Raw genomic sequence first — 23,190 nt, 5'->3', positions numbered from 1 at the left:
ATAGAAAGTTATGGATTATTTCCGTGACATAGGTCACGAAAAAAGCAAGCAGTTAATTTTTTTCAATTAACTGCTTGCTTTTTTCGATAATGTTAACAATATAAGTAAATCAGAAGCTCATAAAGGAATTTATAATATTAAGAGCACAGTATGCCGCTACATATTTCCCTCGCTAAGGTAGGGAGGTACACCATAAAGAGAGCATACCATTTATTATTTTTTATTCACCTACTCCACAATATTTTTATAAGATATTTCATTGTACACATGAATTACTGTCATCATTGACAATGGGATAGTAAAAAATAGTCCGATACCTAAAAGCAGCGCCCCCCCAAGATTAACAAAAAATAAAATTATAATAAAAGCAAAGAGTTTAAAACCACACCCGTTAGTTGCTTTCCAACTTTTAGATAATGACTCTAATATTCCAGCACCTTCGTCTACTATATAATATGAGTAGAAAAAAAATTTTACAAATACAACAAAACCAGGAACAAATAAAAAAACAAAGCCAATAAAAGTAGATAACAAATATACAGATGATGCTATTATATAAACACCTAGATAATTAAAAACTTTAAACAGTTCAGCGATTTTGACATCACTTTCATTAGAGTTATATATTTTTAGCGATATATTTATAAATCCTAAGGTTAGCATTGTTCCTATTAAAAATTGGATTAAAATAGCCGATTCGTTTAAAAAAATATACAAGGATAACTCTATAAGAAAAATTATAAGCACTGCAGAAATTAAAAGCCCTATATTTTCTACAGTCTTTCTATACCCAACACTAAAAGCTTCTTTTATGGAAAAATCCCCCACCAGCTTCACCTCTTTATACTAATATATGTAATTTTTTATGTTCTAGTATAGTTACTTTCAAGATATATAATAAAAATCCTGCTTTTTAGTTGAGTTATTTTAATTTCCCATATTCATTCCTTACTCTACTAGCACAAAGCTTTGTTGCTTAGTTGAGTATTCTAACTCTGCAAAGTTCTTAGCAAAAATAAATTCTCTGTATATTTGACATTGAATAAGATACTTCTATTAATAGAGATTAACATGTCAAATGCGTTGACATCTATTGTTGGGACGAAACAGTAGTCGCCCCATGTCTAGTCAAAGGGAACACTACCAGCCGGGTTAAAATTGTCAATTGTGCATTGTAAATTGTAAATTCGCCTTTGAATTTCCCTGTCTACTGCATTTGAAGCAAAACCTACTAAAATATGTCTCTATTTTTAGATATTAGCTATATGCTAAGCTACGGCGTGTAAACCTAGTTAGATAGAAGATGGTTGGATTGTTGGATAGGGAAAGCACATTAAAGGAAAACTTATTTAAATTGGGTAGCCATGTAGCACGGGGCGACACTGAGGTCGCCCCCTAGCTTCTTTGATGGGTGGATTCGTGTCTTATGTTCGTTGTGTGGGTCCTGGGCCCTTGTGGGCTAGACCCTTCGGCAGGCTCAGGGTGACGTTGGAGATTTTCTGCGAGGCGTTTACTATAGCCAATTACGGTTTTGCACCTACACAGAGATCACCACCCTCTGAGAGAAAAACATGTATAATTGTCCAAATGGGTTAAAATTGTCAATTGTCCATTGTAAATTGTAAATTCGCCTTTGAATTTCCCTGTCTACTGCCTTTGAAGCAAAACCTACTAAAATATGTCTCTATTTTAGATATTAGCTATATGCTAAGCTACGGCGTGTAAACCTAGTTAGATAGAAGATGGTTGGATTGTTGGATAGGAAAAGTACATTAAAGGAAAACGTATTTAAATTGGTTAGCCATGTAGGACGGGGCGACACTGAGGTCGCCCCCTACCCTCTTTGTGGGATGGTTTCGTGTCTTATGTTCGTTGTGTGGGTCCTGCGCCCTTGTGGGCTAGACCCTTCGGCAGGCTCAGGGTGACGTTGGAGATTTTCTGCGAGGCGTTTACTATAGCCAATTACGGTTTTGCACCTACACAGAGATCACCACCCTCTGAGAGAAAAACATGTATAATTGTCCAAATGGGTTAAAATTGTCAATTGTCCATTGTAAATTGTAAATTCGCCTTTGAATTTTCCTGTCCGCTGTCCAACTAACCAACTGTCAAACTGCTCTTAAGCTCTAAACCTCTCCTTGCTGTACTCTGCGGATTAGGTCTTGCATTTTCTTTTCTATGGTGTCTCTTGTTTTTCTAAATTCTTCTATCGGCTTTCCTACAGGGTCTTCTAAGCCCCAATCTTCTTTGTAATCATGTGGCAAGAATGGGCACTGTACGTTGCAGCCCATGGTGATGATTATGTCTAGCTTGTTTGGTATATCTTTAAGAAGCTTTGGTTTTTGACCTGCTATGTCAACCCCTACTTCTTTCATTACTTCCACTGCATTAGGGTTTACCTCTACTGCTGGCTCTGTGCCAGCACTGTAGACTTCAAAGACATTTTTACCTAGTTTTTTTGCAAAACCTTCTGCCATTTGACTTCTGCATGAATTACCTACACAGATGAAACCTATTGATTTTTTCACAGTTAACAGCTCCTTATTAAATATGGTTTATCCCTCTTGGATTTCAGCTGGGAACCAATGACGGGTTTTGTTAGCTATTTTAACTAAGGCGAGCATGACCGGAACTTCCACTAGAACTCCAACTACAGTAGCCGTTACCGCAGGTGACCGAAGTCCAAAAACAGAAATTGCTACAGCTACAGCTAGTTCAAAGAAGTTACTAGCTCCAATCATTGCAGCTGGCGAAGCTACATTGTGTGGTAACTTCCATGCTTTTGCCCAACCATATGCAATGGTAAAGATAAAAAAAGTTTGTATAATTAACGGAATAGCAATTAACACAATGTGTATTGGGTTGTTTATAATTACATCACCTTGAAAGGTGAAAATTAAAATTAGAGTAAGTAACAACCCTATCATAGTTATACCATCAAATTTCTTTAAAAAAACATTCTCAAAGTACTCTTCACCCTTATGTTTAATGATTAAGTTTCTGGATATAAAACCTGCAATTAGTGGAATGACGATAAATAAGAATACCGATAAAAAGACTGTTCCATATGGTACAGTCAAATCTGAAACTCCAAGAAGTAGAACTATAATCGGAGCAAAGGCCACTAATAAAATAATATTGTTGACGGAAACTTGAACTAATGTGTATGCTGGATTTCCTTTAGTTAGATGACTCCAGACAAATACCATAGCAGTACACGGTGCTGCTCCTAAAATAACTGCTCCTGCAAAATAAGCTTCAGCTATTTCTGGTTCTATAAGGTTTCTAAATATTACATAAAAAAACAACCATGCGAAAAAAGCCATAGTAAAAGGCTTTATAAGCCAGTTAACTGTACATGTCAATGTTAATCCTTTAGGCATTTTTAGTGCCTGAACAATGCTTGTAAAGTCAATCTTCAACATCATCGGATAAATCATCATCCAAATTAGTATGGCTATAGGCAGTGAAATTTCATAGTATGTGAATTTATCTAAAGTTTCAGGAACTTGTGGTAAATAATATCCAATAGCAACACCAATAACTATACATGCTGCAACCCATATAGTTAGATTTCTTTCGAAAAAACCCATGCCTCCTGTTTGCTTTTCGTTTACCATAAGTAAGACCTCCTAAATTTTTTGTAACCCACCTAGCAATCGGTGGATTTTTTAACTTCTTCTAAGCGCTTTTTATCTTCTGCATATATACCTTCGTTTAGCTGTTTACATACCTCTTGCCAAAGGCTATTGTATTTGCTCAAAAAATCATTACTAATGTAGTAATAGACCCACTGAGCTTTTCTCTCAGATGAAATTATTCCTACGGTTTTTAATCTGTTTAAGTGACGGGATGCATTTGACTGGCTTATTTCAAGTATCTCTTCTATTTCACATACACAAAGCTTTTCTTGGCTAAAAAGCATAGCCATTCTAAGCCTAGTTTCATCTCCTAAAGCTTTAAAAACCTCTACCATTTCTCCACCACCTTATCCGCATATTCGTTTATACTCATATAATAATTTATAATAGTTCACCTGTCAATAAATACATTGATCTGTAATAATTTATTTACAATAACAGTTTGCCCCACTAACTTAAAAAACATTTTTACAGTATAAAAAATCAACTTCTTTTGAAAAACGTTATTGACAAAGTTATTTTATTTTGATATTCTATTAACAATTTGCAAAGGTCTTTTAAACTGGTCCCGTGAGGCTAGTAAGGATGCGTATAGATTTTGTACATAAAATCACCACCATAACCACAGGATATCTGTGTCGTCGTGGTGGCCAATCCTTGCTGTCATAAAACGGCAAGGATTTTTTTATACGCCTTTTTGACCTCTTGTTAAAAAAAGGAGGAATTTTTATGCCACTGAATAAAACACTTAAGAAAGTTATGGTTATAGGGTCTGGCCCTATTATTATCGGTCAAGCTGCTGAGTTTGACTATGCAGGCACTCAGGCTTGCCTTGCTCTAAAGGAAGAAGGTATCGAGGTGGTTTTGGTAAATAACAACCCAGCAACAATAATGACCGACCCAGGTATCGCAGATCATATTTATATGGAGCCGTTGACTACAGACTTTATTAAAAAGGTTATCCGCAAGGAAAAGCCTGATGGTCTCCTTCCTACCTTGGGCGGTCAGGTAGGTCTAAATCTAGCAGTGGAACTTGCAGAGGAAGGTTTTTTGCAAGCTGAGGATGTAAGGCTTTTGGGGACATCAGTTGAGGCTATCCAAAAGGCAGAAGATCGAGATCTATTTAACCAGTTGCTAAATAGTATCGGCGAGCCCATTGCCAAAAGTGAGGTTGTGGGGTCGGTAGATGATGCGGTTTCTTTTGCTGAGTCTGTTGGTTACCCATTAATTATCCGCCCAGCTTATACCATGGGTGGTACCGGCGGTGGCATTGCATCTAACAAAGACGAGCTTTGCGAAATTACCCGTATGGGTCTAAAAAGCAGTCGAGTTAACGAGGTTTTGGTGGAGAAAAGTGTGGCTGGTTGGAAGGAAATTGAGTTTGAAGTTATGCGTGATGCCAATGATACTTGCATAGCTATATGTGATATGGAAAATGTAGACCCTGTTGGCATTCATACTGGCGACAGTATTGTTGCTGCTCCTAATCAGACTTTAACAAAAGAAGAATATGAAATGTTACGCTCCTCCTCCCTAAAGATTATCAGCGCCCTTGGTGTGGAAGGTGGGTGTAATGTTCAGTTTGCTTTAGATCCTAATAGCATGGACTATATTGTCATTGAGGTTAACCCTAGAGTTAGCCGTTCTAGCGCCTTAGCTTCTAAAGCTACAGGATTTCCCATCGCTCGAATATCTTCTAAAATAGCTGTTGGACTTCATTTAGATGAAATACCAAACCCTATTACCGGCTTTGGCCATGCAGCTATGGAGCCTAGCTTGGATTATGTGGTTATTAAAATACCTCGCTGGCCTTTTGATAAGTTTGGGTTAGCCGATCGAACCTTGGGAACTCAAATGAAAGCTACAGGAGAAATTATGTCTTTAGATAGAAGTTTTGAAGGTGCGCTGATGAAGGGTGTGCGCTCGTTGGAGCTAACCCGAAACAGCCTAGTTATGGAAGATATTCTAAAGCTATCAGAAGATGAAATCATAGAGCAAATTGCGCTTAAAGACGACAATCGAATTTTTTATATAGCTACCGCTTTAGCTAAAGGAGTAAAGCCTGCTAGAATCAATGAGTTAACTGGTATGGATATGTTCTTTCTATCAAAAATATTATCTATCGTGCAAATTGAAAATCAGTTAAAGAAAAAGAGCATTACTACTTTGTCCGATGATTTACTTATAAAAGCAAAACAGATAAACATTCCAGATGCTCAAATAGCGGTTTTGTTAGGCGTAAGTGAGCAGGACGTTCGAAATTATAGAAAAGAAAAATCAATTCTGCCGGCCTATCATATGGTGGATACATGTTCAGGAGATGCTAAGGCGTTGGCCCCTTATTTTTATGGAAGTTATGAGGGAACAAATAAGGTAAGTCCCTCTAGCAGAAGAAAAGTGTTGATACTAGGTTCTGGCCCTATACGTATAGGACAGGGAGTAGAATTTGACTATTGTACAGTCCATTCTATATGGGCTTTGAAGAAAATGGGAATTGAGTCTATTGTGATTAACAACAACCCCGAAACTGTTAGTACAGACTTTAACACTTCTGACCGTTTGTATTTTGACCCCCTAACTTTGGAGGATGTATTAAATGTCATAGAAATAGAGCAGCCCGAAGGAGTCATTGTTCAGTTTGGTGGCCAAACTGCCATAAACCTTGCCAAGGGTTTAGAAGCTGAGGGTGTAAACGTTATAGGAACTTCCGTAGATAGCATCGATGCTGCTGAGGATAGAGACAGGTGCAATAAACTAGTTGAAGAGCTGGGGATTCCCATGCCACTAGGCAAAACTGCCCGCTCAGAAAAAGAAGCCTTGACGTTAGCAGGTGAGCTTGGATTTCCTTTGGTTGTACGCCCCTCTTATGTAATAGGAGGACGGGATATGGAGATTCTCAACTCCTTCGAGGAGTTAGAAGAGTATATCACAAATGCCACTATGATTTCAGCTAAACACCCCGTACTATTAGATAAATACTTGCAGGGGATGGAGGTTGAAATTGATGCGATTTCCGATGGAACTGAAATATTAGTTCCTGGGATTATGGAGCATGTTGAACGGGCTGGAGTTCATTCCGGAGATAGTATTGCAGTTACTCCCCCTATAAATCTAAATAACCATATGAAGCAAACGGTGTTAGGTTATACCAAGAGGTTAGCAAAAGCTCTAAAAATAAAAGGTATGATTAACCTTCAGTTCGTCATCCAGAACAATTGCGTGTACCTAATTGAAGTAAATCCTCGATCAAGTCGTACTGTCCCTTTTCTCAGCAAGGTAACAAAAACTCCTATGGTTCAGATTGCCACCGAAGCTGCTATGGGCAAAACTTTATGGGAGCAAGGTGTTAGGTGTGATTTCATGCCAAGATCTGATATGTATGCAGTTAAAGTACCGGTGTTTTCTTTTTCAAAACTTATTGAGGTAGAAACATCCCTAGGACCGGAGATGAAATCTACAGGGGAGACTATAGGTTTGGATGAATCTTATCCTAAAGCTCTTTATAAGGGACTAGTTTCCTCTGGTTTAGCTATTCCTGCCGACGGCAACATCCTGGTAACTATTGCCGATAAAGATAAAGACGAGGCTATTCCTGTAATTAGGGAATTATGGGAACTTGGTTATTCTATCTTTGCAACTGAAGGGACAGCTAATGCTTTAAAGAGGGCAGGCGTTTTAGTCACCCAGGTATCGAAAATTAATGAAAAATCCCCTAATCTTTTAGACTTGATACAGCAGGAGAAAATCCATTTAGTTATAAATACACCAGCTAAAGGTAAGCAGCCTAAAAGAGATGGTTTTAGAATACGTAGAGCTGCTGTGGAGTCTGGAGTTCATTGTGTAACTTCTATGGATACGGCAAGAGCAGTGCTGGAGGTACTAAAAACCATTTCCTATAAATTAACAAATCTATAAGAAAACTAAAAAATAACCTCCTTGGCTGATTAAATTCAGCGGAGGTTATTTTTTTAATAAATTTCATTTACTTTATATCCTTTTTGGCTCAAATGGTCAACTATACTATTTTCACCTACTAGGTGCATGGACCCCACTACGATAAAATAGTTTTGACCGCTATCTTCTTCTAGAATTTGGTGCAGAGTTTCTGCCATTTTTTTATCTCTTTCATCTAACATAGCTCGGTGATGCATTTCTAATGAAGGGGTTGGAGCTTGCTCTAATGCTTTTTCTCGCATTTCTGTAAAGGCATCGCTATTTCCTTGACGCCAAAAGGTTATAAGTTCATCCATCTGATCTTTTGTATTTTTTATATTCTCAAGGGTTTCTTCAAAATAGATTACCTGGGATTCTTCAGATAAAAGCTCGTAAGTAGCTATTTGATCTACCACCGTTTCTAGTCCTATAATTTCTTTATCTTGCCCTTTATTGATGAAATATTCTTCTACTCCATAGTTGGAAGAATACCCTGCTTCATCTACTGCGATATTTGATAAAGTCATACTTATGTACCATGGCTTAAATTGATTCAAAACCTCAGGTTGAACACCAGTTATATCTGAAGCTTTGTAAAATTTCTCATCATCAATGAGATCTGTTGCTAAGGTGCCATCATGAAATTTGGCATAGTACAAAACTTGCTCTGCAATATCCCTTTCATCTAGTTCCTTAGGATTTAGTTCCATACCTAGAACTTGTGCTTGTTCAAAAGCTTTTTCCACTTCACTATCTAAAGGATACATTTCTTCTTTTCCTACGTGAACTGAGCCAAATAAGTACATAGTTGTATTTTTAGATTCTATTTCATAGAATAAACCTTTAGATGCTTCTTCTGGAATACATGAAACCAGTAAAAGTAAAGATAAAATTGTTATTAAAGTCAGAGTTCTAACCAAATTTTTATTCAATATTTCTCCTCCTTTATTTTTTAAATACTTTATTATAATAAGTATTAACAGAAGAAAATATTCATAGAAACTTCCCACAGCTTACTTTAGATACAAAAGAGGTCTGCTGACAATTTTGTCAGCAGACCTCTTTCTTCTTATACTTCTACCTCTTCTTCATTTGATGTTGCAAATACCACATCTTGGCATCCTGGACAAAGTATTTCTAAATCTTCATCGGCCAGTTCATCTTCATCAACGTGAAAAGCTTCTCCACAACTAGGACATTCTACTTCTATATCATCTTCGGTTAATTCATATTCTGAAACTTGGTCTATTCCTTCTCCATCATAATCATCAACCAATTCGTCTTCATAAATCTCGTCTGCACCGATAAAGTCAGCTTCAAGCTCTGCTAAATCATGGTCAACAGCTTCTACATATTCTTCAAGCTCTCCTTGACCTATATATAAGTCCTCAATATCTTCAGACATATCCCCTAGTACATCTAAAACCTTTTCTAGTATTTTCCCTTCATTGGAACTATGATCCAACTTCATTCCTTCCGCCAAACCTTTAATATATGCTATTTTTTCTTTTAAGTCAGTCATTATTCATTCCTCCTTTAAAATTTTATATACTACCAATTAAGTTACCCAAAAATATAAACTTTATTTAAAAAATTAAGCTCTTTCTATATATGCCCCAGTTCTAGTATCAATTTTTAATTTATCACCTTCGTTTACGAAAAATGGGACATTAACTATCAAGCCAGTTTGCATAGTAGCAGGTTTAGAACCTCCTGAAGCAGTATCACCTTTAATCCCTGGTTCTGTCTCCCTCACCTCTAAAATTACGAAATTGGGTAAATCAACACCTATAGGTTTATCTTTATAAATTAGCACTGTTATGTTCATATTTTCAATTAAATATTTTGTTGCATCACCTAGGTAATCCTTAGATAAAGTTAATTGTTCGTAGGTTTGGGTATCCATGAAAATATAGTCTTCATCGGAAGCATATAAGAACTGCATCTCAGTACGCTCGATATGTGCTTTTCCTACTTTTTCTTTAGGATTAAACGTTTTTTCCATTATAGCACCAGTTTCAACATTCTTTAGTTTTGTTCTTACAAATGCTGCCCCCTTTCCTGGCTTAACATGCTGAAAATCTACAACTGTATATATTGATCCTTCATACTCTATTGTCAGTCCTGTTTTAAAGTCGTTTGGTGAAATCATTTCCTTTGTTCCTCCTTAGGGTTAAGTTATTTCTATAAATTCTTTTGTAGCTTTTGTTAAGTTTTTATTCCCATCTTCAGTGATAACCAGCATATCTTCAATTCTAACTCCGCCATACTCAGGTATATAAATACCCGGCTCTACTGTAACTACATTACCTGTTTTTAAGATATCTTCGCTATTTGGAGATACTCTAGGATTTTCGTGCACTACCATTCCAATTCCATGTCCAAGTCCATGCCCAAACTTATCACCATAACCAGCTTCAGTAATGATATGCCTTGCGAAGTCATCTGCTTTTTTTCCACTTACTCCTGATTTAATATTTTCTATAGCTGCTAGCTGAGCTTTAAGAGCTGTATCATAAATTTTCTTTTGTTTATCGGTTGCTTTGCCTAACACCACTGTTCTACTTATATCTGAACAGTATCCATTAAAGACGCAACCAAAGTCCATTTTTACAAAATCACCTTGCTCCAAAACTTTATCAGAAGCTATGCCGTGGGGTAGTGCTGACCTATGACCCGATGCAACTATTGTGTCAAAAGCTAAGCCACTAGCTCCTTTTTTCCTCATAAAAAACTCTAGTTCTAAAGCCACGTCAATTTCTTTAATTCCCGGCTTTAAAAACCCTAGAATATGCTCAAAAGCAGATACAGCAATATCTATAGATTTTTCCATTTTTTCAATTTCTGTCTTATCCTTAACTTTCCTTATTTCTTCAACTAAAGGACCAGAGGGAACTAATTCAACACCTTTAAAAGTCTCTTTATACCTTTGATACACATGGTAGGTAGAAAATTGCTCCTCAAACCCAATTTTGTTGACATCAGCATTTTTTATATACTCAAAAATTTCTTCTAATGGCTGAAAACCATGTTTGATGATTTCAAAGTTTTCAATTTGCTCTTTAGCCTGCTCTACATACCTAAAGTCTGTAAAAAAGTAGTCTTTTTGCTGGGTAAGCAAAACATAGCCACTACTGCCAGTAAAGCCAGTTATGTATTGACGATTTTGTGGCTGGGTTATTAACATGGAATCTAAATCTTTTTCTTTCATAGCTTTTTTAAGTTCCGCAGTTCTATAGTAAGACATGGAATCTACCTCCTCAATTTTATGAATAATTGCTTGCAAAGCCAAAATATAACTTTGATATCCAAACCCTGAAATTTGTTTATAGCAGTGATTAGCAATTACAGATTTACGCCTAAAGTCTTCACGACTTTTAATATCTGATAGGTGAACTTCTATAACAGGGACAGTGACCAGCTCCACCGCATCGGCTATGGCATAAGAATAGTGGGTATAAGCACCAGGATTTATGATAATTCCGTTATAACTCTGAAACTTATGCAAATAATCAATTATTTCTCCCTCATAATTTGATTGTATTATATCAACCTGAATATTATTTTTTATGCACCAATCTTTTATAATGTTGTTTATTTCCTCAAGGGACTTTTTTCCGTAAATTTCCTGGGGTCGTTTTTCTAACATGTTAAGATTTGGGCCGTGAATAACTAAAAATCTCATAATACAATCCCACCATTTACTTTTATTTTTTACTTAATCAAGAAGATTTACCCACTTCTATATATTTTATTTCAAGACTATGGCACAATATCCCTTCTTTTTTATTAAAAATTTGGTAATTGTGGGGTGAAACCTTTAAAGGTTTAGTTGGATAGAAGATGGTTGGGTTGTTGGATAGGAAAAGCGTAAGTCTTTAATGGTAATGCCCACGGATTTTGAAATTAGCTACATGCTGGGTCGGTAGTGATAGGTAATAAGAAGTCTGAGATTGGATTCCGTTACCATATCTTAATTGTTCATTGTAAATTGTAAATTCGCCTTTGGACTTTCTCCTATCTGCTATAAATGGGCCCTAAAAGAAAAACTCATTTAATACCAAAAGTCCAAATGCAATTGGCCACTGTGAAACGAGCGGTTTTGGAACTGGCTGGTGCTTATCTGCTGGGCGGTAGTGGTGATAGGTATTAGTAGGCCAGAGGTTGGTAAAGGTATCCTCTCGAAGAGGTAATGGGCGGTCTTTTTGCCGACCACATCAGTAAATGGATGCTAATTGGGGAGTGGATTTTAATCTCCAATCAAGGGTGGACACAGAGATCCCCCTACAGTTAGGCATGGGAGATTGGAAAGTGGGGACAGGTAGTTGGCATTTCTGTCCGTTTTGTGGGTCCTGCGCCCTTATGAGATGGTTCCTTCAGCAAACTCAGGATTGACGATCGGTGGTGGATTGGGGCATTTTAGGCCTTGATTTTAACTGTCAATTGTCCATTGTAAATTCCCCTTTTATTCATATCATATATAAAAAGGACCACCATTGAAAGTGTAGTCCTTTGTTTTTAAGCTGTTTTTTTAATCTGTGGTTGGGTGTATTGTATGTTTTTAAAGGTTGATTTGTACCATAGCATTCCTACTGTGCAGAAGGTGAAGTCTGATAGTCCTAGGGATAGCCATATTCCAGTTGGGCCAAGGTCTGTATGTCTTGTTAATAAAAACGATAGGGGGACTCCCACAAAAACCACCCTTATAAGCCCAATTACTAAGCCTGGCACAGCCTTGCCTAGACCTTGGAATGCATGGGCTGATATAAATCCACTTGCTAAAAATGGATAAAATACCGGTAATATCCTTAAGTAGCTTGTGGTATATTCTATTACCTTTGGGTTATCGGAGAATATTCTAATAAAAAAGCCTGGGAAGGAAAAAATTATTATACCGACAGACGCCATAAACCCTACCGCCATAATTTGTGCTGTCCAATATGATTTTCTGACTCGCTCAAATTTCCCTGCACCAAAGTTTTGCCCTATCATGGTAACTGTGCTAATTCCTATTGCCATACCCGGTAGGATTGCTAGCGAATCTATTCTAAAACCCAAACTCAGTGCAGTTACTGCCTCTTCACCAAAGTCATTTGCTAAATAGTAAAATACAAAAAGTGTCAGCGACATCATTGCTTGGGATGCTGAAGCAGGTAATCCTACCTTCATAATTTCCCGTACAATTTTGCTGTCGTATATTAGTTTGGTCATGTTGAATTTAATGGTGGACTTGCCGGTGTAAAAATGCCATACCAAAAATACCAAACCTAAAAATCTACTTAGCACTGTGGCTAAAGCAGCTCCTCCAACCCCCATTGCTGGGATTGGCCCCACGCCAAATATCAGTATGGGGTCTAAAATTATATTAAACCCGACGGCTACTACTTGTTTCATCATAGACGTTTTCATGTCACCTTCGCCGCGGAGTATACCGTCTAAAGCTAAGAATAAGAAGAATATTAGGTTACCCCAAAAGATAATTCTGGTATATTCCACCGACATAGAAAACTGCTCGCCGGAAGCTCCTAGCATAGATAATATCTTAGGGGCGAAAATAACTCCAAAAACAGTAGTTACAATTCCTAAAATGATGGCCAAAGTAATTGCCTGGGATGCTGTTTTTGAAGCGCTATCATAATCTTCAGCTCCTATGCTTCTAGCTATATATGAGCTGGCTCCTACGGCCACTGCATTGCCTACAGCTATTAGTACAAATAAAAGAGGTAAATTCATACCTACAGCACCAACGGCATTGTCTCCTAGCCTACTGACAAAAAGGGTGTCTACAAAATTAAATATTGTTTGCAGAAACATACCACCCATAATCGGTAGTGATAGGTTTATTATTTTTTTAGGTATGCTGCCAACGGTAAGGTCACGTTTTCCAGCAATTGTATTTGCGGACATATTATTCACCTCATTTATTTTTGCGCTCTAAATATTATTATAACATCTTTTTGGGATGGTGGTAATAGGCATTCTGCTGTAAACCTTAGTTAGATAGAAGATGGTTGGATTGTTGGATGGGAAAAGTACATTAAGGAAAACTTAGGGTTTAAAGATCAAATGCTATCTCGCACGGAAAAGCGCTGAAAGGCGTTTGATAGACCTCACGGAAAATCGCTGTAAACCTTAGTTAGAATGGAAAAGCACATTTAAAGAAAACTTATTTAAGTTGCTTAGCCATATGGGACGGGGCGACACAGAGGTAGCCTCCCTACCCTCTTTGAGGGAAAAACTGTAAGTATAAATATTTTAATTTCTGCCTCCTGTCTGCTGTTTCTTGCTGTTTGGGTCAGGGTGGACACAGAGATTCCCCCCTACAGTTGGGAGCATGGGAGATGAGAAGTTGGAGGATTGAGCAGGCACTTGGGTCGTTTTTGTCCGTTTCGTAGGTCCTGCGCCCTTGTGGGCTGGATCCTTCGGCGAGCTCAGGATGACGTGCGGTTGGAGATTGTGGTGTGGATGACTTGGTTTTCATTGTCAATTGTCCATTGTAAATTGTAAATTCGCCCTTATATTACCACCCCACCAGACTGCTTAAAAGTGCTCAGATTCTAGGCGAGGTGTGGAGGCCTTGATTTCCATTGTCAATTGTCCATTGTAAATTGTAAATTCGCCCTTAATATTACCGCCCCACCAAACTGCTTAGAAGCGCTCAATCGCTCTCAGGACGACGTGAAGTTGTAGATTGGAGTGTGGAGGCCTTGATTTCCATTGTCAATTGTCCATTGTAAATTGTAAATTCGCCCTTAATATTACCGACCCGCCCAGACTGCTTAAAAGTGCTCAGATTCTAGGCGTAAAAGAAGCCCAGGCACAGCGTATAATTAATACGTGAGGAGTAGTCTGGACTTCTTTTGCAACAACGAAGGTGAGTGCTTATAAGCGGTCTGGCCTACTTTTTCTTTTTTCTGCTGGCCTTAGGCTTAGCGTGGATTATGGTTCCCATTATCCCCTCTGCCGCTTCTGCTACTGTTTCTGCTAAGGTTGGGTGGGCGTGGATTGTGTGGCTTACTTGGCTTGCTGTTATGCCATTTTCCACAGCTAGTGTCAGTTCTGCTATTAGGTCGCTGCTGTGTGGGCCTAGGATGTGGGCGCCAATTACCACATCGTCTTTGTCTGTTATTATTTTTACCATGCCTTCTGGGTCACCTTCTGCTAAGGCTTTACCGTTGGCTATAAAGTTAAACTTGCTTACGTTGTAGTCATAGTCTGATTCTTTGCAGTGGTCCTCTGTAACACCTACTGATGATAGCTCTGGGTAGGTGAATACACAGTTGGGAACTGCTTTGTAATCCATTTTAGCTTCTTTTCCTAGAGCATTGGACACTGCCGCTAGGCCTTCATGGGTTGCTACGTGGGCAAGCATGATGTTTGCGGTGCAATCTCCGATGGCGTAAACGCCGGGGATGTTTGTTTCTAGTTTATCATTAACTTTAATTCCGCCGTTGTCTTTAATCTCTAACCCAAGATCTTCCGTTCCTGAAAGGTTGGGTTTTCTACCAGAGGATACAAGGACTTTATCGGTTTCGATTTGCTTTTCTTTGCCTTTTTGCTCCGCTGTTACTATGCCTTTATCGCCGTCTAATTCAATGTTTGTCACCTTTGCTTTGGTCATAACGTTGACTCCTGATTTTTTTAAAAATACCGTAAGTCTTTTCGTCATTTCCTTGTCAAAAGGCATAAGAAGGCGATCCAACATTTCTATTAGCGTTACTTCTACACCTAGAGCCGCAAAGATAGCGGCAAACTCTGTACCTACAACTCCTCCACCGATGATTGTCATGCTTTTAGGTAGCTCTGCAAGTTCTAAAGCTTCGTCTGAGGTTATGACATTAGGATTTGTAGGATCGAATGCAGGAGGTACAAAGGGTACAGATCCCGTAGCTATTATAAGTTTTTGAGTTTTAAGCTCTTGTTCATTAACTACCACAGTGTTTTTATCTTTACAATGTCCTTTTCCTTGATAATAGTCTATGTTGTTGCTTTCTACTAGCTCTTGTACACCTTGGACTAGCTGCCTTACTATGTTGTCTTTTCTTTCTTTTACTTTAGAGTAGTTTATCGTATAGTCGGTAACATCGATGCCAAAATCGCTAGCGTTTTTAATTAACTTCGCTACATATCCACTTCTATAAAGGGCTTTCGTTGGGATACAACCTCTATTTAAACAGGTACCACCCAACCCTTTATCTTCGATTAGCGCAACTTTTTTACCCAGGTGAGCCGCTTTAATAGCTGCAACGTAGCCTCCAGGTCCACCGCCTAGCACTAAAATATCGTACATGTCTAGCCCCCCTTTATTCTTCGTGAACTACCACCGGCTTGCGGGCTGCACTTGCTTCATCTAGTCTGCCTACCACAGTGGTGTGAGGTGCTGTTAACACCTGTTCGTTATTATTTTTAGATATTTCTACTAGCTCCCCCATAGCATCAGCAAAGTTATCTAAGGTTTGTTTGCTTTCGGTTTCTGTAGGTTCTACCATCAGCGCCTCTTCCACTATTAACGGGAAGTACACTGTAGGGGGATGATACCCATAGTCAAGGAGTCCTTTGGCAATATCTAGTGTCTTTACCCCATAATCTTTAAGATCTTTTCCTGACAGTACAAACTCGTGCATACAAACTCTGTCAAATGGTAGTGTAAAGTGTTTCTTTAGCCTCTCCATAAGATAGTTAGCATTAAGAACTGCGTCTTCGCTAACTTGTTTTAGTCCTTCTCCTCCTAAGGCTAAAATATATGAGTAAGCTCTTAGGTTTACTCCAAAGTTACCATAGAAGGAATGAACCTTGCCAATTGTTTTAGGTCTGTTGTAATCTAGCTTAAATTGTCCATTTTCTTTGATTACGGTGGGGGTGGGCATAAATTCTACCAGTTCTTCTTTTACCCCAACTGGTCCTGAACCAGGTCCTCCGCCACCGTGAGGAGTTCCGAAAGTTTTGTGAAGGTTAAGATGTACTACGTCAAACCCCATATCTCCCGGTCTTGAAATTCCCATAATTGCATTAGTGTTGGCACCATCATAGTATAAAAGGCCACCTACTTCATGAACAAGCTCTGCAATTTCCAAGATGTCCTCTTCAAAAAGGCCTAGTGTGTTAGGGTTAGTAAGCATTAGTGCAGCAACATCATCATTTAAAGCCTCTTTTAAGGAATTAATATCTACTAAACCTCGCTCGTTAGACGATACTTGAACAACGTCATACCCTACCATGCTTGCTGTAGCTGGGTTTGTGCCGTGAGCAGAGTCTGGAACTAAGATGGTCTTTTTGTTGTTTCCTTTGTTTTTGTGATAAGCATCAATTAGCATTATACCTGTTAGTTCTCCGTGGGCACCTGCCACTGGCTGCAATGTTATGGCATCCATACCTGTTATTTCTGCTAACTGTTGTTGTAAGTTGTACTGAAGTTCTAAAGCACCTTGACTAGCACCTTCTGGCATATGTGGATGTAAGTTAGCAAAGTTTGAAATCTGGGCTATATCCTCGTTAACTTTAACGTTATACTTCATGGTACATGAGCCTAATGGGTAAAACCCAGAATCAACGCCGTGACTTTTAGTTGATAGCTCTGTAAAATGGCGAACTACCTCACCTTCACTTAGCTCCGGCAGATTTACATCGCTATCTGCTAGTAAATGCTTAGGAAGAATTTCGTCAGCAGACTTTGCTTCTACATCTATTTTAGGCAACGAATATGCTATATGACCAGGTTTGGATTTTTCAAAAATAGTTTTAGCTGAATTCATTATGCCATCTCACCCCACTTTTTAACAGTTTTTTCTATTTCCGTACTGGTTCTTTTTTCTGTAACTGCGGAAATAATACTATTAGATAGCTCTGGGTAGTCATTCTCTAAAGAAACACCGATATAGATGTTGTGTTTTTCTAGATCTTTAGTAACTTCTGGCTTTTCAAGTTTTAGAGCAAACTCTTTAAAGGTTGGCCCTGTAAAAAGAGGGGTGACGCCCTCGATACCAGAAAATTTCTGCTTAGCATAATGTGCCTTTTGCAGTGATTGTGCTGCTACTTCTTTGAGCCCTTGTTTCCCCATGGTTGACATGTAAACTGTGGCAGCCAAAGCACATAGCGCTTGATTAGAACAGATATTAGATGTGGCTTTATCTCTGCGTATATGCTGTTCCCGCGTTTGAAGAGTTAACACAAATCCTGTATCGCCATCTTTGTCTCTAGTCTTGCCAACTACTCTTCCTGGCATTTTTCTCATCAACTTTTTGGTGGTGGAGAAAAAACCAAGATAAGGTCCACCATAGGACTGAGCAATGCCTAAGCTTTGACCTTCGCCTACTGCGATATCGGCATAATAATCTCCAGGTCTTTTTAGCACTGCTAAAGATATTGGATCTACAACAGCGATAAAAAGAGCCTTGTGATCTTTTAGTATTTCACCTATTTTTTCCATTTCTTCGATAACTCCAAAATAGTTAGGGCTTTGAATAATAACTCCAGCAATTTTGCTCTCTAACTTAGATTCTAGCCCGGCTATATTGGTCTGCCCTGTTTCTCTATCAAAGTCAATTTCTTCAAGTTCTATGCCTAGCTGCGCTGCATATGTTTTCAGTACTTTACGATAATTAGGATTTATGGCTTTTGATATTAACACAGATCCTTTTTTGTTTTTGTTTTTTGCCATAAGCATAGCTTCTGCAGCAGCTGTTGCCCCATCATACATAGAAGCGTTGGAAACCTCCATGTTGGTCAAGCGGCTGATCATTGTTTGAAATTCAAATATTGATTGAAGCACTCCCTGACTAATTTCTGCTTGATAAGGAGTGTAGGCGGTGTAGAATTCTGAGCGACCGGTGATGTGTTTTATCACAGACGGAATATAATGATCGTAGCTCCCCCCGCCTAAAAAGCTGATAGTGTTATCATCAATCTTGTTTTTTGAAGCCAGTGTATTTATGTGTTTAGTTAGTTCTAGCTCCGACATTGGACCTTTTATGTCGAGTTGTTTCTCCATTTTCAAGCTTTTAGGGATTTGAGAAAAAAGTTCTTCTACACTTGACTTACCAATTTCCGAAAGCATTTCTTTGCGCTCTTCGTGGGTTTTAGGAATGAAGCGATGATTCATAACTTACTCCTCCTCGATAAGTGCTTGATATTCCTCTAACGTCATAAAACCTTCTTCAAATTGATCTGTATCTTCAATTTCAAATTTTGCAATCCAAGCGTTTTCTTCTGCATCTTCATTGATTAGTTCCGGACTATCTTCAAGCTCTTCATTTACTTCGACAATTGTTCCTTCAACTGGAGAGTAAACATCAGCAGCTGCTTTTACTGATTCAATTACAACAAAATCATCTCCTTTTTCTACCTCTTCATCTACTTCTGGAAGCTCCACAAATACGATGTCACCTAGCTGGTCTTGAGCGTGGTTTGTGATTCCTACAGTCACCTTATTTCCCTCTACTTTTACCCATTCATGTTCTTTTGTGTACATTAATTTCGACATTTTACTTGTCCTCCTTTTTTAAAAATGGTAGTGATATAATTTCCGCCGGTATACGGCGTTTGCGTACTGCTACTAGAATTTCATCGCCAATATCTAAGTCTTTGTCTGACACGAGGGCGGTTCCTATTGTTTCATCTAGCGTTGGCGAAAAAGCTCCTGTGGTTACAAAACCTAATTCCTCTTCATCTTGACTTAAAACCTTATATTGAGAACGGGGTATCCCTTTGCCCTTCATCTTAAAGCCCACGGTCTTTCTTGGTGGATTTTGTTTGTGGTCCTCTAGCACTTTCATACCCTTGTATTCAGGCTTTTTAAATTTCACAGCAAAACCTAGACCTGCCTCGATAGGTGAAATTTCTTCGGTAATTTCGTTACCGTATAAAGGCAATCTTGCCTCAAATCGCAATGTATCCCTAGAACCAAGACCGGCAGGAACAACCTCTTTTTCTCCAACAGAAAGTATTCTGTCCCACAAAGATGTTATGGATTTGTGCTGTCCGTAAATTTCAAAACCGTCCTCGCCAGTATAACCTGTACGAGAAACTAACACTTCGTGCCCATCTATATTTAAGTTTTCTCTATGACGGAAAAACTTAATCTCTCCTAAGTCAAAGTCTGTTAGTTTTTGTAGAACTTCTTGTGCTTTAGGACCCTGTAGGGCAATTTGTGCTATTTGATCTGAAACATTTGTAAGTTTTACATTTTCTGGTTTATGTTTGTTTAGCCAATTAAAATCTTTTTCTAAATTTGAGGCGTTAACTACAAGCAAATATCTATTTTTTGATAATAAATAAACTAATAGATCATCCACTACACCACCTTGTTCATTGCACATCATGGTGTATTGAACACCATTTTCTTTAATTTTTGCCACGTTATTTGTCAGCATATGCTGAAGAAACTCTAAGCTACCTTCTCCTTCTACCATGAATTCTCCCATATGGGATACATCAAAGATTCCTGCTGTATTTCTCACAGATTTTACTTCATCAATAATGCCAGAGTATTGGACTGGCAATTCCCAACCAAAAAAGTTTACCATCTTCCCCCCTAAATCGATGTGTTGTTGATGTAGGGGAGTTTTTCTCACTTGTTCCATTAAAGCACCTCCGTTATTATTTTTTGGATTAGATGAATTTATATGTCTTAATGTCTTGAGATTTTTTTCTCAACAACATAAAAGAGGAAAGCCTAGGTGGCTTTCCTCTGTCCTTATACCTGAGAGATTTTTCCCCTTTGGTGCATTATGCTCTCCAGAGACGTGTCCCCCTTGGGTCTGTTTACCTGAAAGTTTCACCACCCTTCGCCAAGGGCAGCTTTCTTCTTCGGCGTTTGCATAAAATACGCAAATCTCTCCCCGCAGGATCATTCACTCTTAATTTTTCTGTTATTATATGTTTAATATATATTACAGTTATTTTAATTTATTATTCTATAAGTAGGGAAAAAATCCTGCAAGATTTTGAAAGTGAATTAAAGAACTTGCGCAAATGATAGTGGGAAAGCAAGTATGATTTGGGCAGGAGGTCAAGGGCTAATTTACAATGGACAATTGACAATTAAAACCTGGTTGTGTTCAGTGTTCAGTCAGAACATAGGTAACACTCCGATAAAATATGGGGTAATGGTAGTGAGAGGTGAGAAGTTAGAGGTTGGTAAAATGCTTGGTACGTTTTTGCCGCCCTTGTGGGCTAGATCCTTCGGCGTTCTTCAGGATGACTTTCGGGATTGGTGGTTTTTACTAACATCTAACCTCATACTACTGGTTACCATTACTAAAAGCAATTGGCCGCGAAAACGTATAAATTAGCTACATGCTGGGTCTGAAACTCACTCCAAATTTGCTTATTCTGCTTGGTCATAGATACAGTAGTTGGTTCTATAGATTTTACCGCTTGAACTTACTGATGGGTTTGTCATTTACTGGCAGGGCGTATTGTAGTAGTAGTGAGAAGTGGGAAGTTAGAAGTTGGATTTCAACTTTGGTAACCATATAAGGAGACCCAAATGGCCAGACTGCTTAGAAGTGCCTAGATTCTAGGCGCAATTGATGGACCAGGGCGGGAGCGTATCTTCTAATACGTGACTGGTCTGGGCTAGCAATTGCAACAACGAAGATAGGTGCTGATAAGCTGTCTGCAGCAGAGGAACTCCGTAGCCCAGAGGCAAATGACAAACCCTGAACTGACCCAGGCATGGGTTTGGGTTTTGGGTGGGTCCTGCGCCCTTGTGGGCCAGATCCTTCGGTGTCCCTCAGGATGACTTTCGGGATAGCTCTCCCCCTATTTTGTTATCGTGGCTTTTACTAACATCTGACCTCATACTACTGGTTACCATTACTAAAAGCAATTGGCCGCGAAAACGTATAAATTTGCTTATTCTGCTGGGCCAAAGGGCAGGATTTAAATCTGCTTATTCTGCTTGGTCTACAAATAAACGGTTTTTGTTAAACTGCAGAAAGTTTTGCTAATAATATACACTTTAAAAAACAGTGTCTATTTCTCATTTGCTGTTTAAAACAGGGTTTTGCCTATATGATTATCTATTATGAATGGGGTTGGACCAAGCATGTAGCTTGTTTCGTAATGTTTACCGTGGCCAATTAGGGTTTGAAGTTAGCGCCCTTGTGGGCTAGATCCTTCGGTGTTCAGGATGACGTGAAGTTGATTGGGTGTGGAGCCTTGGTTTTCATTGTCAATTGTCCATTGTCCATTGTAAATTCGCACTTAATGCTACCGACCCGCCCAGACAGCTTAGAAGTGCTCAGATTCGAGGCGCAAAAAATTCCCAGGGCGGGAGCGTATATGTAATACGTGACCGGTCTGGGAATTTTTTTGCAACAACGAAGATAGGTGCTTATAAGCTGTCTGGAAAGAAGAGGGACTTCGCTTCATCCATAGCCTTCTGAGCTGCAGCATTATGGTGTAAAAGTTCTTCTTCTACTCTTTCTTTAAATTGGGTGTCTTTTATAGATGGCAGGTTGATTTCTACGTTGGCAGCTGCGCCGGACATGGCTGTGTAGCACATTTCCATGCCTACTTGTAAGTCGCTTAATGCGTTTGGATTTCCTTTTTTGATTAGTGATGGTACTAGTTGTAATACTGGTACCATAGCTGCTACCATTTCTAATGGCACTTCTGTAGCTTGTTTGGTTGCATCTTGTATGGCTTGCTTTCTTGCTGCTTTTTCATCGTCTGTTTCTTTAGGTAGTTTAAATGCTGCCATAACTTCATTGAATGCTTCAGTATCTTTATCTGCTAAGACTAAACATTTTTCTTTAAAGGCAGTTAAAAATTCAATTTGCTGTTCCATATCCTCTTTAACGTCGACAAACTTTTTGCTTTTAGCTGTGATTTCACAATACATTGATATTAGCCCAACCCCAATTGAGCCAACCACTGCTGAGGCGCTACCGCCTCCTGGTGTAGCTTTTTTTGACGATAGTTCGTCAACAAACTCTTGCACCGTTAAATTTTTAAACATACATAACTCCTCCTTTTAATGTCTAGGTACTTCCTTTAATTCTTTATTTTCAAAATGGGCTGTATCATTGTGTCTTTCCAGCACCACTTTGTTAGGCATAAATTTTAGCACAGAAATACTACAATTTGAAAGGTAAATGGAATTTTTGGTTATTTTCCAGCTTAATTCCAAACAGTTGTGAAGTATAGTTTTTATTACTGCTGAATGAGCTACAGCTACTACATTAGAGTTTATATGTTGAGTTTGCTTTTCCGTTATAAATTCTTCTAACCGTTGAGAAAAGTGTTTAAAACTCTCACCTTCTGGAATATCTACATAGGGAGTTTCCTCTCTGCTTGCATATTGTTTAAAATATTTTTCTTTTACCTGCTCCATGGTTAACCCTTCCCACTTGCCAAAACAACTTTCTCTTAAGCGAATATCATAGTCAATTGACAAAGGTTTAGAATGATACTGAGAAATAAATTGTGCAGTTTTTGCTGCCCGCTTTAAATCGCTAGAATATATATGGTTTATGTCCCAATTAGATAGACGTTTAGCCACCAGCCTTCCCTCTTCTATTCCCTGTGGGCTAAGCTCTGTGTCCGTTGAACCCTGGATTTTCTTTTTAATATTCCACTCTGTTTGACCATGACGAACTAGAATTAGTCTCAT

At 38.6% G+C, this 23,190-nt stretch carries 17 protein-coding genes and 2 riboswitches; of the genes, 1 reads left to right on the top strand and 16 read right to left on the bottom strand.

Features of this window, described 5'->3' with window-relative positions:
- Nucleotides 1-228: 228 nt before the first annotated feature.
- The 4 genes from PRVXT_RS04920 to PRVXT_RS04905 all read right to left on the bottom strand — a co-directional run bounded on the left by PRVXT_RS04920 (nt 229) and on the right by PRVXT_RS04905 (nt 3,976).
- The gene (locus PRVXT_RS04920) at nt 229-828 is read right to left on the bottom strand and encodes a hypothetical protein (protein ID WP_350344560.1); all 600 of its coding nucleotides are present in this window, start codon (nt 826-828) and stop codon (nt 229-231) included.
- 1,298 nt (nt 829-2,126) lie between these two features.
- Nucleotides 2,127-2,528, bottom strand: coding sequence for an arsenate reductase ArsC (locus PRVXT_RS04915; RefSeq protein WP_350344559.1), 402 nt, complete (start codon nt 2,526-2,528; stop codon nt 2,127-2,129).
- Nucleotides 2,529-2,555: 27 nt separating this feature from the next.
- Complete coding sequence (arsB, locus tag PRVXT_RS04910) at nt 2,556-3,620, bottom strand: ACR3 family arsenite efflux transporter (RefSeq protein WP_350344558.1); 1,065 nt, start codon at nt 3,618-3,620, stop codon at nt 2,556-2,558.
- A 32-nt stretch (nt 3,621-3,652) separates the two neighbouring features.
- Complete coding sequence (locus PRVXT_RS04905; RefSeq protein WP_350344557.1) at nt 3,653-3,976, bottom strand: ArsR/SmtB family transcription factor; 324 nt, start codon at nt 3,974-3,976, stop codon at nt 3,653-3,655.
- Nucleotides 3,977-4,370: 394 nt separating this feature from the next.
- On the opposite strand from PRVXT_RS04905, the gene carB reads away from it, so the two are divergent.
- Nucleotides 4,371-7,556, top strand: coding sequence for a carbamoyl-phosphate synthase large subunit (gene carB / locus PRVXT_RS04900; protein WP_350344556.1), 3,186 nt, complete (start codon nt 4,371-4,373; stop codon nt 7,554-7,556).
- Nucleotides 7,557-7,609: 53 nt separating this feature from the next.
- On the opposite strand, the gene PRVXT_RS04895 is transcribed toward carB, so the two are convergent.
- The 12 genes from PRVXT_RS04895 to PRVXT_RS04840 all read right to left on the bottom strand — a co-directional run bounded on the left by PRVXT_RS04895 (nt 7,610) and on the right by PRVXT_RS04840 (nt 23,190).
- The gene (locus PRVXT_RS04895) at nt 7,610-8,506 is read right to left on the bottom strand and encodes a TraB/GumN family protein (protein ID WP_350344555.1); all 897 of its coding nucleotides are present in this window, start codon (nt 8,504-8,506) and stop codon (nt 7,610-7,612) included.
- Between the two features lie 137 nt (nt 8,507-8,643).
- Nucleotides 8,644-9,096, bottom strand: coding sequence for a CD1247 N-terminal domain-containing protein (locus PRVXT_RS04890; RefSeq protein WP_350344554.1), 453 nt, complete (start codon nt 9,094-9,096; stop codon nt 8,644-8,646).
- A 72-nt stretch (nt 9,097-9,168) separates the two neighbouring features.
- Nucleotides 9,169-9,726 carry an elongation factor P gene (gene efp / locus PRVXT_RS04885; RefSeq protein WP_350344553.1) on the bottom strand — a complete coding sequence of 186 codons (558 nt, stop codon included), beginning with the start codon at nt 9,724-9,726 and terminating at the stop codon, nt 9,169-9,171.
- Between the two features lie 21 nt (nt 9,727-9,747).
- Nucleotides 9,748-11,259: a type II 3-dehydroquinate dehydratase gene (aroQ, locus tag PRVXT_RS04880; RefSeq protein WP_350344552.1), complete on the bottom strand. Its 1,512-nt coding sequence runs from the start codon at nt 11,257-11,259 to the stop codon at nt 9,748-9,750.
- 833 nt (nt 11,260-12,092) lie between these two features.
- Nucleotides 12,093-13,481 (bottom strand): MATE family efflux transporter, encoded by a 1,389-nt coding sequence (locus tag PRVXT_RS04875; protein ID WP_350344551.1) that lies wholly within the window; start codon nt 13,479-13,481, stop codon nt 12,093-12,095.
- Between the two features lie 991 nt (nt 13,482-14,472).
- A complete protein-coding gene (gene lpdA / locus PRVXT_RS04870) occupies nt 14,473-15,864 on the bottom strand; it encodes a dihydrolipoyl dehydrogenase (RefSeq protein ID WP_350344550.1) in 1,392 nt (463 codons plus the stop codon).
- 13 nt (nt 15,865-15,877) lie between these two features.
- Complete coding sequence (gcvPB, locus tag PRVXT_RS04865) at nt 15,878-17,326, bottom strand: aminomethyl-transferring glycine dehydrogenase subunit GcvPB (protein ID WP_350344549.1); 1,449 nt, start codon at nt 17,324-17,326, stop codon at nt 15,878-15,880.
- Nucleotides 17,326-18,672, bottom strand: a complete 1,347-nt coding sequence (gene gcvPA / locus PRVXT_RS04860; RefSeq protein ID WP_350344548.1) for an aminomethyl-transferring glycine dehydrogenase subunit GcvPA — start codon at nt 18,670-18,672, stop codon at nt 17,326-17,328. Before gcvPA ends, gcvPB begins: the two co-directional genes overlap by 1 nt.
- Before the next feature lie 3 nt (nt 18,673-18,675).
- Nucleotides 18,676-19,053, bottom strand: coding sequence for a glycine cleavage system protein GcvH (gene gcvH / locus PRVXT_RS04855; RefSeq protein WP_350344547.1), 378 nt, complete (start codon nt 19,051-19,053; stop codon nt 18,676-18,678).
- Nucleotide 19,054: 1 nt separating this feature from the next.
- On the bottom strand, nt 19,055-20,152 hold the full coding sequence (gene gcvT, locus PRVXT_RS04850) for a glycine cleavage system aminomethyltransferase GcvT (RefSeq protein ID WP_350344546.1): 1,098 nt from the start codon (nt 20,150-20,152) through the stop codon (nt 19,055-19,057).
- A 105-nt stretch (nt 20,153-20,257) separates the two neighbouring features.
- Nucleotides 20,258-20,312, bottom strand: a riboswitch (glycine riboswitch).
- A gap of 3 nt (nt 20,313-20,315) precedes the next feature.
- Nucleotides 20,316-20,422: riboswitch (glycine riboswitch) on the bottom strand.
- A gap of 1,487 nt (nt 20,423-21,909) precedes the next feature.
- Complete coding sequence (locus PRVXT_RS04845; protein ID WP_350344545.1) at nt 21,910-22,536, bottom strand: cyclodeaminase/cyclohydrolase family protein; 627 nt, start codon at nt 22,534-22,536, stop codon at nt 21,910-21,912.
- A 15-nt stretch (nt 22,537-22,551) separates the two neighbouring features.
- A complete protein-coding gene (locus PRVXT_RS04840) occupies nt 22,552-23,190 on the bottom strand; it encodes a histidine phosphatase family protein (RefSeq protein ID WP_350344544.1) in 639 nt (212 codons plus the stop codon).

This window comes from Proteinivorax tanatarense, assembly GCF_040267685.1.
In the GTDB taxonomy this organism is placed as follows: Bacteria; Bacillota; Proteinivoracia; order Proteinivoracales; family Proteinivoracaceae; genus Proteinivorax; species Proteinivorax tanatarense.
The sequence above is the reverse complement of the archived record's forward strand: the minus strand, read 5'-3'. Positions and strand labels throughout refer to the sequence as shown.

Excerpts from the sequence above, each read along its gene's own strand:
- arsB (WP_350344558.1), bottom strand. The coding sequence starts at position 3,620 with ATGGTAAACGAAAAGCAAACAGGAGGCATGGGTTTTTTCGAAAGAAAT.
- PRVXT_RS04905 (WP_350344557.1), bottom strand. The coding sequence starts at position 3,976 with ATGGTAGAGGTTTTTAAAGCTTTAGGAGATGAAACTAGGCTTAGAATG.
- carB (WP_350344556.1), top strand. The coding sequence starts at position 4,371 with ATGCCACTGAATAAAACACTTAAGAAAGTTATGGTTATAGGGTCTGGC.
- PRVXT_RS04890 (WP_350344554.1), bottom strand. The coding sequence starts at position 9,096 with ATGACTGACTTAAAAGAAAAAATAGCATATATTAAAGGTTTGGCGGAA.
- efp (WP_350344553.1), bottom strand. The coding sequence starts at position 9,726 with ATGATTTCACCAAACGACTTTAAAACAGGACTGACAATAGAGTATGAA.
- aroQ (WP_350344552.1), bottom strand. The coding sequence starts at position 11,259 with ATGAGATTTTTAGTTATTCACGGCCCAAATCTTAACATGTTAGAAAAA.
- PRVXT_RS04875 (WP_350344551.1), bottom strand. The coding sequence starts at position 13,481 with ATGTCCGCAAATACAATTGCTGGAAAACGTGACCTTACCGTTGGCAGC.
- lpdA (WP_350344550.1), bottom strand. The coding sequence starts at position 15,864 with ATGTACGATATTTTAGTGCTAGGCGGTGGACCTGGAGGCTACGTTGCA.
- gcvPB (WP_350344549.1), bottom strand. The coding sequence starts at position 17,326 with ATGAATTCAGCTAAAACTATTTTTGAAAAATCCAAACCTGGTCATATA.
- gcvPA (WP_350344548.1), bottom strand. The coding sequence starts at position 18,672 with ATGAATCATCGCTTCATTCCTAAAACCCACGAAGAGCGCAAAGAAATG.
- gcvH (WP_350344547.1), bottom strand. The coding sequence starts at position 19,053 with ATGTCGAAATTAATGTACACAAAAGAACATGAATGGGTAAAAGTAGAG.
- gcvT (WP_350344546.1), bottom strand. The coding sequence starts at position 20,152 with ATGGAACAAGTGAGAAAAACTCCCCTACATCAACAACACATCGATTTA.
- PRVXT_RS04845 (WP_350344545.1), bottom strand. The coding sequence starts at position 22,536 with ATGTTTAAAAATTTAACGGTGCAAGAGTTTGTTGACGAACTATCGTCA.
- PRVXT_RS04840 (WP_350344544.1), bottom strand. The coding sequence starts at position 23,190 with ATGAGACTAATTCTAGTTCGTCATGGTCAAACAGAGTGGAATATTAAA.